Source organism: Stutzerimonas stutzeri (assembly GCF_018138085.1).
GTDB lineage: Bacteria > Pseudomonadota > Gammaproteobacteria > Pseudomonadales > Pseudomonadaceae > Stutzerimonas > Stutzerimonas stutzeri_AI.
Map to the genome: position 1 here is coordinate 4268813 of NZ_CP073105.1, position 13291 is coordinate 4282103.

A 13291-nucleotide genomic window follows, 5' to 3' on the forward strand; every position below is an offset into this window, starting at 1 on the left:
CCGGTGTTCGAGCGCTTGAGGATTAAGGCATTTTGCCTGCATTTGCCGGCTTATTTCACCCTGCGTGAACAAAAACCGATCAACGCCCCTCAGCCGGGGCAAAAAAAAACCGCTGCCGAGGCAGCGGTCTTCTCGTTGCACTGAGCCTTAGTAGGCCAGTTCGAAGTGCGCCTCGTCCATGTCCATCAGGTTGTCAGCACCGGACAGCATGGCTTCGACGTGAGTACGGGTACGCGGCAGAATGCGCTGGAAGTAGAAGCGCGCCGTCTGCACCTTGGCGGTGTAGAAACCATCGGCGTCTTCGCCAGCTGCGATCTTTTCCGCAGCCAGACGTGCCATGTCGGCCCAGAAGTAGGCCAGGCAGGCGTAACCGCAGTACATCAGGTAGTCCACCGACGCGGCGCCGACTTCTTCGCGGTTCTTCATCGCGGCCATGCCGACCTTCATGGTCAGGTCGCCCCACTCCTTGTTCAGCTTGGCCAGCGGCTCGACGAACTGCTTGACCGCCTCGTTGCCTTCGTTGGCCTGGCAGAACTTGTGCACGACCTTGGTGAAGCCCTTCAGCGCTTCGCCCTGGGTCATCAGCACCTTGCGGCCCAGCAGGTCGAGTGCCTGGATGCCGGTGGTGCCTTCGTACAGGCAGGAGATGCGGCTGTCACGGACGTTCTGCTCCATGCCCCACTCGGCGATAAAGCCGTGACCACCGTAGATCTGCACGCCGTGGTTGGCCGCTTCGAAGCCGACTTCGGTCATGAACGCCTTGGCGATCGGAGTGAGGAAAGCCAGCATCGCGTCGGCGGCCTTGCGCTGCGCTTCGTCCTGGCTGCGCTGGACGATATCGACCTGCTTGGCGGCGAAGTACAGCATTGCGCGGTTGCCTTCGGCGAAGGCCTTCATGGTCAGCAGCATCCGGCGCACATCCGGATGCACGATGATCGGGTCAGCGGCTTTCTCGGGCGCCTTCGGACCGGTCAGCGAACGCATCTGCAGGCGCTCACGCGCATACTTGATGCCGCCCTGGAAGCCGATCTCGGCGTGGGCCAGGCCCTGCAGAGCGGTACCCAGACGCGCAGTGTTCATGAAGGTGAACATGCAGTTCAGGCCTTTGTTCGGCGGGCCGATCAGGAAGCCGGTGGCGCCGTCGAAGTTCATCACGCAGGTGGCGTTGCCGTGGATGCCCATCTTGTGCTCGAGCGAGCCACAGGACACACCGTTACGCTCGCCCACGCCGCCTTCGGCGTTCGGCAGGAACTTGGGCACGATGAACAGGGAAATACCCTTGGTGCCTTGCGGCGCGTCGGGCAGGCGGGCCAGAACGATATGGACGATGTTGTCGGCCATGTCGTGCTCGCCAGCGGAAATGAAGATCTTGGTGCCGGACACCTTGTAGCTGCCGTCTGCCTGAGGCTCGGCCTTGGTGCGCAGCATGCCCAGGTCGGTGCCGCAATGCGGCTCGGTCAGGCACATGGTGCCGGTCCACTCGCCGGAAACCAGCTTGGTCAGATACGTCTGCTGCTGCTCGGGCGTGCCGTGCTCATGCAGGGTATTCATCGCGCCGTGGGACAGACCGGGATACATGCCCCAGGACCAGTTGGCTTCGCCGACCATCTCGCTGATGGCCATGCCCAGCGATTCCGGCAGCCCCTGGCCGCCGTGCTCGACGTCATGGGCCAGGCTCGGCCAGCCGCCTTCGACGAACTGTTGATAAGCCTCTTTGAAGCCGGTCGGCGTCTTCACGCCGCTTTCGCTCCAGGTGCAACCTTCGATGTCGCCCACGCGGTTGAGGGGGGCAATTACCTGCTCACAGAACTTGGCGCCTTCGTCGAGAATGGCATTGACCATATCCGGGGTGGCGTCTTCACAACCCGGAAGGCTTTGGTAGTGCGCTTCGTAGCCGAGCAGTTCGTCACGTACAAAGCGAATATCGCGCAAGGGGGCCTTGTAGTCAGGCATAGCGTAAACCTCAGCGGTGGGTTCTTGGTTCAGGTGACTGGCAGATCAGCCACGCTTGATTTCGATTGGACCCTCCGGCGTCGCTCCGGCAGGTCAAACAGGCGTTTGAAACATACGTTTAGGCCTGAACGATGTCAAGCAGCGGCCATGACGCCATTCGTCGGCATCGGATATTCACAGGCAGGATTGGCTCGCGCGAATTCGGGCGAGACAGCCGGCCACAGAGGCCGGCCGGAGTAAGTCAGGCTTTGGTGTTGATCAGCGTGCCGAGGACTTCGTCGGCAGACTGCAGGAGCCGGGCACCCGCGTTGGCTTGATGCTCGCCGACTTTCATTTCTATGAGCTGCTCGGTCAGCTCGACGGTATCGGCCACCGCCTGGGAGGTTTCAGCAGCCGGCAGGGTGAAATCCGCTATGGCAGCACTGGCCTGGTCAACACGCTGCTGTCCGGCTTGATACGCCCCGAGGCCGGCAGCCAGAAGGTTGTTGATCTGCATGGTTCAATTCCCACCGAAGACACTTGGCCATCATTGAAGCAGAGCCGTTTCGCTGGCGCCAGTCGCATGTCGCTATAAACAATCGCTCTTTCATTCCTGGCGTGAAATCACGTTCATCGGAGGGACTGCGGGCGCTGGAACGGTGGCGAAGAGAAGGCAGTCAGCTATTCGATAGCCTTCAATTTGGGAGACAACCATGAACCCGTCGCACTCGCCGCTAATCTCCACCCGCAATGCCCCTGGTCGAACTGGCGATCCCAATCTCCACGGTGTCGAACGCTTGGTGTCCGGCCTGCTGGGCGGCTGGCTGGTGGCGCGCGGGTTGCGCAAAGGAGGCGTCCTGGGCCTGCTGGAACTGGCCGCAGGCGGCATGGCGATCGCCCGCGGCGGTTCAGGCCAGTGCAATGCCAAGCGCGCGTTGTCGCCGACGCCCTATGAAAGCCAACTGGCGGATGAGCATCACTGGGGCCGCGCCCGGGCCTTGTCGAAAAGCATCACGGTGAACCGCCCCCGCGACGAGGTTTACCGCTACTGGCGCGACTTCAGCAACATGCCGACCTTCATGGAGTTCATCGAACGTGTCGAGACCCGCGACGACCACCATGCCCACTGGGTCGCGCGCGTGCCGATGATGGACAAGAGCATCGAGTGGGACACCTATGTCACCGAGGACATTCCCGGCGAGCGGCTGGCGTGGATGTCCGAACCCAACGCGCCCGTCCGCAACCTGGGTTGGGTGACCTTCCGCGAGGCGCCCAATGGCAGCGGTACCGAGATACAGGCGGTGGTTGCACATGAAGTCCCTGGCGGGCAGCTCGGGTATGCGCTGGCCCGTGGCGTCAGCAAGTTCAGCGGATTCAAGGCCGAACAGAATCTACGTCGCTTCAAGCAACTGATGGAGACCGGCGAGATCTCGACCGGCCAGATGAACCGCGAACCGGCCGACAAGCACACCGGCATCGCAGCGACCGGGGAGGCTCGATAATGCGCGCATTGACCTGGCAAGGCCCGAACATGCTGCAAGTCGACACCGTACCGGACCCGCAGATCGTCAACCCGAAAGACGTGATTCTCAAGGTGATCATGTCCTCGGTCTGTGGCTCTGACCTGCATCTGGTCGACGGCTACGTTCCGACGATGCATCCCGGCGACATCCTCGGCCACGAGTTCCTTGGCGAGGTGGTGGAGACGGGTAGCGCCGTGACGCGCTTCAGCAAGGGCGATCGCGTGATTGCGATTTCCATCATCGGCTGCGGTGAGTGCAGCCACTGCAAGGCAAGCAATTTCAACTGCTGCGACAACTCAAACCCCAACAGCCCCGAGACCGAAATCGCATACGGCTACACCTGCTCAGGCATCTTCGGCTACAGCCACGCCTTCGGTGGCTATGCCGGCAGCCACGCCACCTATATCCGTGTGCCCTATGCTGAAGTGAACCTGTTCAAGGTGCCGGAAGGTGTCAGCGATGAGCAGGCCGTGTTCGTATCCGACGCCGCGCCGACCGGGTATTTCGGTGCCGACCAGGCCGACATTCAGCGCGGCGATACCGTAGCCGTGTGGGGCTGCGGCGGCGTCGGCCAGATGGCCATTCGCAGCGCCTACCTGATGGGCGCCGAGCGCGTCATCGCCATCGACCGTTTCGCTGATCGCCTGGCGCTGGCAGAGACAAAAGCCGGCGCCATCACCATCAACTACGAAACCACCGACGTGCACGAAGCGCTGCTGGAACTCACCGGCGGGCGCGGCCCGGATCGCTGCATCGACGCGGTCGGCATGGAGGCGCACGGCACCGGCATCGAACACGCCTATGACAAGGTCAAGCAACAGCTGCGGCTGCACACCGAACGCGGCGTCGCATTGCGCCAGGCCATTCACTCATGCCGCAAAGCCGGTACGGTGTCAGTGCTGGGCGTGTATGGCGGCCTGATGGACAAGTTTCCCATGGGCGCGATCGTCAACAAGGCGCTGACGGTCCGCTCGGGGCAGCAGCCGGGGCAGCGCTACGCCGAGCGCATCTTCCAGCACATCCTCGACGGCGAAATGGATCCTTCCTATCTACTGACGCACCCGATGGATCTGGAGCAGTCACCGGAGGGCTACAAGCTGTTCAAGCACAAGACCGAACAGTGCATGCGGGCGGTCTTCAAGCCCTGAGCGGCGCCAGGTCGAGGTAGCGTGCGACCTCGGCCGGGCTTGCAGGCGACAGGTGTGGCACCCGACCGAGGCAGGGCGCCTCGAGTCGCTCAGCCAAGGTCGCGAGGTTTTCCTGCAAGCGTGCGGTAGCAGGTTCGACGATGTTGGCGACCCAGCCGGCGATCCTCAGCCCGTCGCGCTCGATGGCCTCTGCGCTGAGCAGCGCATGGTTGATGCAGCCGAGGCGCACGCCGACCACGAGGACCACCGGCAGACCGAGCTCAATCGCGAGATCGGACAGCGCTTCGTCTCCGGCCAGCGGCACGCGCCAGCCGCCGGCGCCCTCCACCAGGGAAAACTGCGCCTGCATTGCCAGCACTTGCCGAACCGGTGCAGCCAGCGCCGCCACGGTCAATTCGACACCTGCCTCGCGGGCCGCCAGATGCGGGGCGATTGCCGGCTCGAAAGCCAGCGGATTGACCTGCTCGTAGCGCAGCGGCAGCGTGCACTCGCCAAGCAACGCCAGCGCGTCGCTGTTGCGCAGGCCTTCGGCAGTGATTTCGCAACCGGATGCCACAGGCTTGGCCGCAGCCGTGCTGAGCCCGGCCCGCCGCGCCACATGTAGAAGCCCCGCAGCGATGGTGGTTTTGCCGACTTCGGTGTCGGTACCGGTGACGAAATATGCCGCGTTCATTTCAGCTCCTTGCGCAACACGCCGTACACCACCTGATAGGTCGCGGGGAGCCCGCGCGGCGTACGAAACCGCTCGTAGGCATCAATCAACGCGCGAAAACGTGCGCGCCCGGTAAGCCCGCCCGGACGGCCAGGGTTCAGATTGTGCGCGCCGAGCGCCTTGAGCTCGCCGGTCAGCTGCCGTAGCTCGGCGAAATGCAGCACCTGGGGCTCGACCTCCAACCGCTCCAGCCGCAAACCACTGGCGGCGCAATGCCGTTGATAGGCGCCAATCGGCCGGAAGCGATTCACATGGGCAAAACCGTCCACCGCCTGCCAGCTGTCGCGCAGCTCCCGCAAGGTGCCGCTGCACAGACTGCTAAAGGCGAGCACCCCGCCAGGGCGGAGCACCCGCTTCGCCTCACTCAGCACGGCGGGAAAGTCTTCACACCACTGCAGCGCCAGGCTGGAGAACATCAGCTCCACCGACGCATCACGCAGCGGCAGGCATTCGGCATCGCCAGCAATGAAACGGCTCGCGCCACCCTGCGGCCGGGCATGGCGCAGCATGCCTTCGGCGATGTCCAGTGCGATGCCTTCACCGGCCGGGAAACGACTCGCCAGGAGCCGCGAGAAATAACCCGTACCGCAGCCCAGGTCCAGCCAGCGCGCCGGTACCAATGTCGAGGGCAGACGCTCCAGCAGCGCAGTACCGACCGTACGCTGCAACTCGGCCACGGCATCGTAGCTGGCGGCCGCGCGGGAAAACGATGCCGCAACCTGACGCTTGTCAGGCAGGCTGTGTTCCTCATCAGGCACCACTGCCGTGGCCACTTCGTTCATCAGACTTTGCCTTTTATGAATGCCGCGATCGTTGCCGCCACGTCGTCGGCTCGCTCTAGCGGAAGACCGTGACTGGATCCCGGCACCAGCTCGGCCAGGATGCCAGGCATCCAGCGCTGCAGCGCGGCGCAGGCCGACGCCGGGACCAATGCATCGTTGCCCGCGAACAGATGCAGTTGCGGGCCGAAATAGCCATGCAGCGCGGCGCGCCCATCGAGTTCGGCCAGCAACTGCAGGCCGGCGTCCAGTACGGCGACCGGCAGTTCGGCGTGGCTGACCTGCAACTGCCTCGCCAGCGTTCGCGGATCGTAGGCACCGCGACTGCATAGCGAGCGGAAGCGCTTCAACGTCTCCTGCGGGTCGAGCCTGAACGCCTCATGAAAGGCATCGAAAATATCCGGGGCCATGCCTTCGGGCCACTGTGGTCGGGCACGGAAGCAGGGATTGCTGGCGATGGTGATCAGCCCGCGGCAGCTATCGACACGCCGCGCGGCGAGCTGCGCGGCCAGCATGCCGCCCAGGGACCAACCGGCCAGCCAGCTGTCGCGGGGAATGCGACGGTCCAGCTCGTCGAGCCAGGCGTTGGCCTGGGCCAGTTCGGGCAGGGGTTCGATGACGACGTCGAGTTCCGGCGCGAGCTCTGTAAGCGCCTCGCACAAGGGCTGCAACGCCGCCGGGCCAAACGCCCATCCGGGCAGCAAAATCAGCTGTTCACGCATCCGCTTCAGGCTCCTCGGCCAATCGATTCCAGCATTCGGCCAGGATATCCAGCAGTCGTTCCACCTGGGCTGCGCTATGCGACGCGCTGAAGGTCACCCGTAGCCGTGCGCTGCCGGCCGGCACCGTCGGAGGGCGGATGGCGCCGACCAGCACACCCCGTTCACGCAGCGCCGCAGAGAGTTTCAGGGCACGCTCGCTGCTGCCGACAAGAATCGGCTGAATGGGCGTCGGACTGTCCATAAGCGTCAAACCGATCTCGGCCGCACCCTGGCGGAAACGCGTTATCAGGCTGTTCAGATGATCGCGACGCCAGCTCTCTGCGCGCAGCAGCTCGAGACTTTTGAGGGTGGCGCAGGCGACCGCCGGCGGCTGGCTGGTGGTGTATATGTAGGGCCGGGCGAACTGAATCAGCGTCTCGATCAGTTCCTCGCTGCCGGCGACAAAAGCCCCTGCGGTCCCGAACGCCTTGCCCAGCGTGCCAACCAGCACTGGCACGTCATCGATACCCAGCCCGAAATGCTCGACGATGCCACCACCAGTTTTGCCCAGCGGGCCGAAGCCATGGGCGTCATCGACCATCACCCAGGCGCCTCGGGTTGTCGCGGTGGCACACAGCGCTGGCAGGTCGGCCAGATCGCCGTCCATGCTGAACACCCCGTCGGTGACCACCAGCGTATCGCCGGTGGCCTTGTCGAGACGCTTGGCCAGGCTGTCGGCATCGTTGTGCAGGTAGCGCGAAAAGCGCGCGCCACTGAGCAAACCGGCGTCGAGCAAGGAAGCGTGGTTGATACGGTCTTCCAGTACCGTATCGCCCTGCCCCACCAGCGCCGTAACGGCCGCCAAATTGGCCATGTAACCGGTGGAGAACAGCAACGCGCGCGGCCGGCCGGTGAAGTCAGCCAGGGCTTCTTCGAGCTGGTGATGCGGCGTGCTGTGGCCCATCACCAGATGCGAGGCGCCGCCACCCACACCCCAGCGCTCGGCACCCTGCTGCATGGCGCGGATCACCTCGGGGTGGCTGGCCAGCCCCAGATAATCGTTGGAACAGAACGCCAGCAACTGTTCGCCATCGACCATCACCTCCGGCTGCTGAGGGGTCTCGAGCAACGGACGCTGACGATAGAGGTGCGCGGCGCGGCGCTCGGCGAGGCGGGAAGCGAGATCGAAAGGCATAAAGGCTCGATAAAAGCGGCTGGACGCTAGAGGCTGGACGAAAGAACCCTCTCGTCCAGCCTTCAGCCTCAAGCCTTCAGCGGCTTTATAACGCCGCGTTAACGAACAGCTTCGAATCGCGCTGCTCGACCAGGGCCTGCTCGATGGCGGCCTGGTGCACTTCGTCGTCGTGCTCTTCGCGCGCTTCGGGCTGGATGCCCAGGCGCTTGAACAGCAACATGTCCTTGTCGGCCTGCGGGTTGCCGGTGGTCAGCAACTTCTCGCCGTAGAAGATCGAGTTGGCGCCGGCGAGGAAGGCCAGGGCCTGCATCTGCTCGTTCATCTGCTCACGACCGGCCGACAGGCGCACATGGGACTTCGGCATCATGATCCGCGCCACGGCGAGCATGCGGATGAAGTCGAAAGGGTCGACGTCCTGCTCATCGGCCAGCGGTGTGCCCTTGACCTTGACCAGCATGTTAATCGGCACCGACTCGGGATGCTCCGGCAGGTTGGCCAGCTGGATCAGAAGACCGGCGCGGTCGTCCAGCGACTCGCCCATGCCGAGGATGCCGCCCGAGCAGATCTTCATCCCCGCATCGCGGACGTAGCTCAGCGTTTCCAACCGGTCGGCATAGGTGCGGGTGGTGATGATGTTGCCGTAGAACTCAGGCGAGGTATCCAGGTTGTGGTTGTAGTAGTCCAGGCCCGCGGCCGCCAGCGCCTTCGTCTGCTCCTGGTCGAGCTTGCCGAGGGTCATGCAGGTTTCCAGGCCCAGCGCCTTCACGCCTTCGACCATCTTCAGGACGTAGGGCATGTCCTTGGCGGACGGGTGCTTCCAGGCGGCGCCCATGCAGAAGCGCGTCGAGCCGATGGCCTTGGCTTCGGCGGCGGCATCGAGCACCTTCTGCACTTCCATCAGCTTTTCTTTATCGAGGCCAGTGTTGTAGTGGCCTGATTGTGGGCAGTACTTGCAGTCTTCCGGGCAGGCGCCGGTTTTGATCGACAGCAAGGTCGAAACCTGGACGCGGTTGGCATCGAAATGCTGGCGGTGCACGGCTTGAGCCTGGAAGATCAGGTCGTTGAAGGGTTGTTCGAAGAGCGCCTTGACTTCGGCGAGGCTCCAGTCGTGACGGGTAACGGAAGCGGCAGTGGCGCTCATGGGCATTCCTTGTAATAAATAGCGGCTCGGCGGCCTGGCACGGATGCGAAATGGTTAGCCAAGGCCGAGGCGCTGTCAACCAGGAAAGGAATCATGGTTTACAACTGGCTAAATATTGAACACCACTGTTCGCTCTGCGACGAGCGCTGTGAAACCGGCCAATCGGTTTGTGGGGCCTGCGAAGCAGAACTGCCCTGGCTGCGCGAGCACTGCACCCTGTGCGCCCTGCCGTTACCGGCGTCCGGCCTGATCTGCGGTGAATGCCTGAAGCGCCCACCCGCGTTCGATCGGGTGATCGTACCGTGGCGCTTCGCCTTCCCTGTGGACACGCTCATCAGCCGCTTCAAACACCAAGCACAATGGCCGCTCGGCCGGCTGCTGGCGGAGCACCTCTCGCAGCATTTGCAGCACGCGTTCGATGAAGGTTTGCCACGTCCCGATGCGCTTTTGCCGGTGCCCCTGGCCCGCAAACGGTATCGCCAGCGCGGCTTCAATCAGGCCCAGATGCTTGCCGATTGGCTAAGCGCGGCATTGGCGATCCCGGTCGACAAGAAGCTATTGCAGCGGGTCCAGGACACTCAATCGCAGCAGGAGCTCGACGCCGCCGGTCGGCGGCGGAATCTGCGTCAAGCATTCGCTCTGACGGACGACCAAAAGCTGGCCGGGCGTCATCTGGCGATTGTCGACGACGTGCTCACCACGGGCGCCACCGCCGAGGCCCTGGCGCGCCTGCTCAAGCGAGCTGGCGCCGTACGCGTCGATGTCTATTGCCTGGCGCGTACACCGAAGCCCGGCGACTAGCCAGGACTGCGGTTGTGTAAACACGCCAGTGCAATACACTGGCGGCCCGTCCACGGAGCCGACCATGAGCCACCCCTTCGACACGCTTACGCCTGACCTTGTGCTCGATGCGGTGGAAAGCGCCGGCTTCATCAGCGACGCTCGCGTACTGGCATTGAACAGCTACGAAAACCGCGTCTACCAGGTGGGCATCGAGGACGAGACGCCGATCGTGGCGAAGTTCTATCGCCCCGGCCGCTGGAGTAACGAGGCCATTGTCGAGGAGCATCAGTTCTCCTGGGAGCTGGCAGATCGCGAAATTCCAGTCGTGGCGCCATTTGAGCGCGACGGCAAAACCCTGTTCGAACACGCCGGCTTTCGCTTTGCGCTGTTCCCCCGCCGCGGCGGTCGCGCGCCGGAGCCGGGCAACCTGGATCAGCTCTACCGCCTCGGCCAACTGCTGGGTCGCATGCACGCGGTCAGCGCCAGCCGCCCCTTCGAGCACCGGGAAACACTCAATGCCCAACATTTCGGCCATGAGTCGCTGGCGACGCTGCTCGACGGTGGTTTCGTGCCCAAAAGCCTGCTGCCGGCCTACGAGTCGGTGGCGCGCGACCTATTGAAGCGTGTCGATGACGTTTTCGCCCGCACCGACTTTCAGCCGATCCGCCTGCATGGCGACTGCCACCCCGGCAACATTCTTGCCCGAGATGACGCGTTCCATCTGGTCGATCTGGACGACTGTCGCATGGGCCCGTCCGTGCAGGACATCTGGATGATGCTCGCCGGCGAGCGTCACGAGCGGCTCGGACAGCTATCGGAGCTGGTGGACGGCTACAACGAGTTCCACGACTTCGCCCCGCGGGAACTGCCGCTGATCGAAGCCCTGCGCGCCCTGCGCCTGATGCACTACAGCGCCTGGTTGGCACGCCGCTGGGATGACCCTGCCTTCCCGATGAGCTTTCCCTGGTTCGGCAGCGAACGGTACTGGGGCGACCAAGTGCTCATCCTGCGTGAACAGATGTCGGCACTGCAGGAAGAACCGTTGAAGCTGTTCTAACGGCGGCTGGCGGCTGGACGATTTCGTAGGGTGGATCACACTTCATCGATCCACCGGGTGGCGTTCCACCGGGTTGCGGCCCACCAACCATGCTCGGCGGATGTAAAAACCGACATCCACCCGACGAGCCTCGTCCAGCCTTCCAGCCTCCAGCGCTCTTATTCGGCTTTACGCTCTTCAACCAACCAATCCAGCCGCCAGCCACCTTCGCTCTGGCCGAGCAACTTAGCCAGCCAAGGCAGCAACTCACGCAACTCCTCTTCCAGCCCCCATGGCGGATTACTGATGGCCAAACCGGAGCCATTCAGCCGCAGCGCTTCGTCGGCGGGGTGGACGAACAGCTCGGCGCGCAGCAGTTTCGGCGCGCCGCTACGCGAAAGGTCCTGATAGAAGCGCTTGAGCTGACGTTCATCCTTGATCGGATACCAGATCACGCCGACGGTCTGACGCATGCGTCCGAGCGCCTCGGTCAGCGCCTGCACGCAGCGGCTCAGCTCGTCGGCCTGCTCGAAGGGTGGGTCGATCAACAGCACCACGCGCTTTTCGGCGGTCGGCATCAAGGCGCGCGGCACGTGCCAGCCTTCGCCCAGATGCACCGCCACGCGACGGTCACCGGCCATGTTGTCTTTCAACAGACGGCCGTCTTCGGGGTGCTTCTCGTTGAGCTGCAGGCGATCCTGCTCGCGCGTCAGCTGGCGCGCCAGCTCCGGCGAGCCCGGGTAGTAACGCAGCGTGCCGTCAGGATTGAGTGCACGGATCACATCGAGATATGCCTGCGCCATCGCCGGGACGTTCTCTGCCTGCCACAGGCGTGCGATGCCCTGCAGCCATTCGCCGGTGCGGCTGGCCTGGTCGCCGGCGAGGTCATACAGGCCGACGCCTGCGTGGCTGTCGAGATAGGCGAACGGCGCCTCCTTGCGCGCCAGCATGGCGAACAGACGGGACAAAACCAGGTGTTTGAAGACGTCGGCGTGATTGCCGGCGTGGAAAGCGTGGCGGTAGTTCATCGGGCACTCCTGAAGTGCGCACAGTCTAACTGCGCAACGCGGCGATTCGCAGGGGCTGGGCGAGGCGCACCGCAGTCCGACACGCTGGAATCGATGAGCGGGTGCTAGGCGTTCACTTCGATGCCGCACCGCACGGCTCCGGCAACCAGAATCGGCCCTCCCGCTTGCGTCCGGGGCCTGGCGGGCTACAGTGTCAGCCCGTCCCGCCATTGCTGAGGAGTTTTCGATGGACATCCGCGCGCTGTTTCAGATTGCCCTACCTATCATTCAGGCGCCGATGGCGAACTCGCAGAACCACCAGCTGGCCGCTGCGGTATCCGAGGCGGGCGGGCTGGGCTCGATCCCCGCTGGCTCACTTGACGCCGAGGGGCTGGACGCCGAGCTGAGCGCCATCGCCGCGCTGACGAACAAGCCGTACAACGTCAACTTCTTCTGCCACCAGACCCAGCCCGCCGACACTGAACGGAACACGGGCTGGCTGGCGCTGCTGGCACCCTATCTCGAAGAGATGGGCATCGACCCTGCGCGCATCCCCGCCGCTGCCAGCCGCAAGCCGTTCGACGCCACGATGGCCGACGTGCTGGAGCGGCACCGCCCGCCTGTTGTCAGCTTCCACTTCGGACTGCCTGCAGCGGACCTGCTGCAGCGGGTCAAGGCGACCGGCGCGAAAATCATCTCCAGCGCCACGACGCTGGAAGAAGGCCGCTGGCTGCAGGCGCAAGGCGTCGACGCGGTGATTGGCCAGGGCGTCGAAGCCGGCGGGCATCGCGGCATGTTTCTCAGCGAGGACATCGACACACAGATAGGCACCTTCGCCTTGCTTCCGCAGTTGGTGGCTGAGCTGAATATTCCGGTGATCGCCGCAGGTGGCATTGCCGGCGCTCACTGCGTATCCGCCGCGCAGGCGCTGGGCGCCGCCGGCGTTCAGGCCGGCACCGCGTACCTGCTGTGCGACGAGAGCCGCACCAGCCCGTTGCACCGCAAGGCCTTGCAGAGCGCGGCAGCAGAGAAAACGGTGCTGACCACGTTGTTCTCCGGGCGCCCGGCCCGCAGCATGATCAACCGACTCATTCATGAACTCGGCGCCAGGCCCGATGCGGTGCCGGCATTCCCGCTAGCTGGAAACGCCATCGGCAGCCTTCGCGCTGCAGCCGAGCCACAGGGCATCGACCATTTCTCTCCACTTTGGGCCGGACAGAATGCCAGCGGCTGTTTGGCTGTTCCGGCGGCGCAACTGACGAAAGCGCTCGCGGCCGGCTGGCGCTAACCGGCGCTCGCCGGGCGTCGGCGCCGGGTCGACTGGCGCGGCGCAA

General features: G+C 64.1%; 14 protein-coding genes. 6 read left to right on the forward strand and 8 right to left on the reverse strand.

Annotation, left to right across the window (positions count from 1 at the left end; all coding sequences use genetic code 11):
- The first annotated feature begins 3 nt into the window (after nt 1–3).
- Entirely contained in the window at nt 4–144 is a 141-nt protein-coding gene (locus tag KCX70_RS19640) for a hypothetical protein (RefSeq protein ID WP_212618541.1), read from the forward strand.
- Nucleotides 145–147: 3 nt separating this feature from the next.
- Here KCX70_RS19640 and KCX70_RS19645 read toward each other — a convergent pair whose 3' ends face one another.
- Nucleotides 148–1953, reverse strand: coding sequence for a phenylacyl-CoA dehydrogenase (locus KCX70_RS19645; protein WP_021206472.1), 1806 nt, complete (start codon nt 1951–1953; stop codon nt 148–150).
- Between the two features lie 241 nt (nt 1954–2194).
- Complete coding sequence (locus tag KCX70_RS19650; RefSeq protein WP_212618542.1) at nt 2195–2449, reverse strand: hypothetical protein; 255 nt, start codon at nt 2447–2449, stop codon at nt 2195–2197.
- Between the two features lie 196 nt (nt 2450–2645).
- On the opposite strand from KCX70_RS19650, the gene KCX70_RS19655 reads away from it, so the two are divergent.
- Both KCX70_RS19655 and KCX70_RS19660 read left to right on the forward strand, forming a co-directional pair.
- The gene (locus tag KCX70_RS19655) at nt 2646–3434 is read left to right on the forward strand and encodes an SRPBCC family protein (protein WP_102846702.1); all 789 of its coding nucleotides are present in this window, start codon (nt 2646–2648) and stop codon (nt 3432–3434) included.
- A complete protein-coding gene (locus KCX70_RS19660; RefSeq protein WP_102853133.1) occupies nt 3434–4603 on the forward strand; it encodes a zinc-dependent alcohol dehydrogenase in 1170 nt (389 codons plus the stop codon). Before KCX70_RS19655 ends, KCX70_RS19660 begins: the two co-directional genes overlap by 1 nt.
- Here KCX70_RS19660 and bioD read toward each other — a convergent pair.
- The 5 genes from bioD to bioB all read right to left on the reverse strand — a co-directional run bounded on the left by bioD (nt 4593) and on the right by bioB (nt 9131).
- Complete coding sequence (bioD, locus tag KCX70_RS19665; RefSeq protein WP_212618543.1) at nt 4593–5276, reverse strand: dethiobiotin synthase; 684 nt, start codon at nt 5274–5276, stop codon at nt 4593–4595. The genes KCX70_RS19660 and bioD overlap by 11 nt on opposite strands.
- Nucleotides 5273–6097 (reverse strand): malonyl-ACP O-methyltransferase BioC, encoded by an 825-nt coding sequence (gene bioC, locus KCX70_RS19670; RefSeq protein WP_212618545.1) that lies wholly within the window; start codon nt 6095–6097, stop codon nt 5273–5275. Before bioC ends, bioD begins: the two co-directional genes overlap by 4 nt.
- Nucleotides 6097–6816: an alpha/beta fold hydrolase gene (locus KCX70_RS19675; RefSeq protein WP_102853130.1), complete on the reverse strand. Its 720-nt coding sequence runs from the start codon at nt 6814–6816 to the stop codon at nt 6097–6099. Before KCX70_RS19675 ends, bioC begins: the two co-directional genes overlap by 1 nt.
- The gene (gene bioF, locus KCX70_RS19680; RefSeq protein ID WP_212618546.1) at nt 6809–7990 is read right to left on the reverse strand and encodes an 8-amino-7-oxononanoate synthase; all 1182 of its coding nucleotides are present in this window, start codon (nt 7988–7990) and stop codon (nt 6809–6811) included. The genes KCX70_RS19675 and bioF overlap by 8 nt, the downstream gene beginning before the upstream one ends.
- 85 nt (nt 7991–8075) lie before the next feature.
- Nucleotides 8076–9131, reverse strand: coding sequence for a biotin synthase BioB (gene bioB, locus KCX70_RS19685; protein WP_212618547.1), 1056 nt, complete (start codon nt 9129–9131; stop codon nt 8076–8078).
- 93 nt (nt 9132–9224) lie between these two features.
- Here bioB and KCX70_RS19690 point away from each other — a divergent pair, with 93 nt between their 5' ends.
- Both KCX70_RS19690 and KCX70_RS19695 read left to right on the forward strand, forming a co-directional pair.
- Nucleotides 9225–9932 carry a ComF family protein gene (locus KCX70_RS19690; protein WP_212618549.1) on the forward strand — a complete coding sequence of 236 codons (708 nt, stop codon included), beginning with the start codon at nt 9225–9227 and terminating at the stop codon, nt 9930–9932.
- Between the two features lie 64 nt (nt 9933–9996).
- A complete protein-coding gene (locus KCX70_RS19695; RefSeq protein ID WP_212618551.1) occupies nt 9997–10971 on the forward strand; it encodes a serine/threonine protein kinase in 975 nt (324 codons plus the stop codon).
- A gap of 158 nt (nt 10972–11129) precedes the next feature.
- On the opposite strand, the gene KCX70_RS19700 is transcribed toward KCX70_RS19695, so the two are convergent.
- Nucleotides 11130–11978, reverse strand: a complete 849-nt coding sequence (locus tag KCX70_RS19700; RefSeq protein ID WP_212618552.1) for a 23S rRNA (adenine(2030)-N(6))-methyltransferase RlmJ — start codon at nt 11976–11978, stop codon at nt 11130–11132.
- A 226-nt stretch (nt 11979–12204) separates the two neighbouring features.
- Between KCX70_RS19700 and KCX70_RS19705 the strand changes: the two genes are divergently transcribed.
- Entirely contained in the window at nt 12205–13245 is a 1041-nt protein-coding gene (locus tag KCX70_RS19705) for an NAD(P)H-dependent flavin oxidoreductase (RefSeq protein WP_212618553.1), read from the forward strand.
- The last annotated feature ends 46 nt before the right edge of the window (nt 13246–13291 follow it).

Excerpts from the sequence above, each read along its gene's own strand:
- bioD (WP_212618543.1), bottom strand. The coding sequence starts at position 5,276 with ATGAACGCGGCATATTTCGTCACCGGTACCGACACCGAAGTCGGCAAA.
- KCX70_RS19675 (WP_102853130.1), bottom strand. The coding sequence starts at position 6,816 with ATGCGTGAACAGCTGATTTTGCTGCCCGGATGGGCGTTTGGCCCGGCG.
- KCX70_RS19660 (WP_102853133.1), top strand. The coding sequence starts at position 3,434 with ATGCGCGCATTGACCTGGCAAGGCCCGAACATGCTGCAAGTCGACACC.
- KCX70_RS19705 (WP_212618553.1), top strand. The coding sequence starts at position 12,205 with ATGGACATCCGCGCGCTGTTTCAGATTGCCCTACCTATCATTCAGGCG.
- KCX70_RS19645 (WP_021206472.1), bottom strand. The coding sequence starts at position 1,953 with ATGCCTGACTACAAGGCCCCCTTGCGCGATATTCGCTTTGTACGTGAC.
- bioB (WP_212618547.1), bottom strand. The coding sequence starts at position 9,131 with ATGAGCGCCACTGCCGCTTCCGTTACCCGTCACGACTGGAGCCTCGCC.
- KCX70_RS19695 (WP_212618551.1), top strand. The coding sequence starts at position 9,997 with ATGAGCCACCCCTTCGACACGCTTACGCCTGACCTTGTGCTCGATGCG.
- KCX70_RS19690 (WP_212618549.1), top strand. The coding sequence starts at position 9,225 with ATGGTTTACAACTGGCTAAATATTGAACACCACTGTTCGCTCTGCGAC.
- KCX70_RS19700 (WP_212618552.1), bottom strand. The coding sequence starts at position 11,978 with ATGAACTACCGCCACGCTTTCCACGCCGGCAATCACGCCGACGTCTTC.
- KCX70_RS19655 (WP_102846702.1), top strand. The coding sequence starts at position 2,646 with ATGAACCCGTCGCACTCGCCGCTAATCTCCACCCGCAATGCCCCTGGT.
- bioC (WP_212618545.1), bottom strand. The coding sequence starts at position 6,097 with ATGAACGAAGTGGCCACGGCAGTGGTGCCTGATGAGGAACACAGCCTG.
- KCX70_RS19650 (WP_212618542.1), bottom strand. The coding sequence starts at position 2,449 with ATGCAGATCAACAACCTTCTGGCTGCCGGCCTCGGGGCGTATCAAGCC.
- bioF (WP_212618546.1), bottom strand. The coding sequence starts at position 7,990 with ATGCCTTTCGATCTCGCTTCCCGCCTCGCCGAGCGCCGCGCCGCGCAC.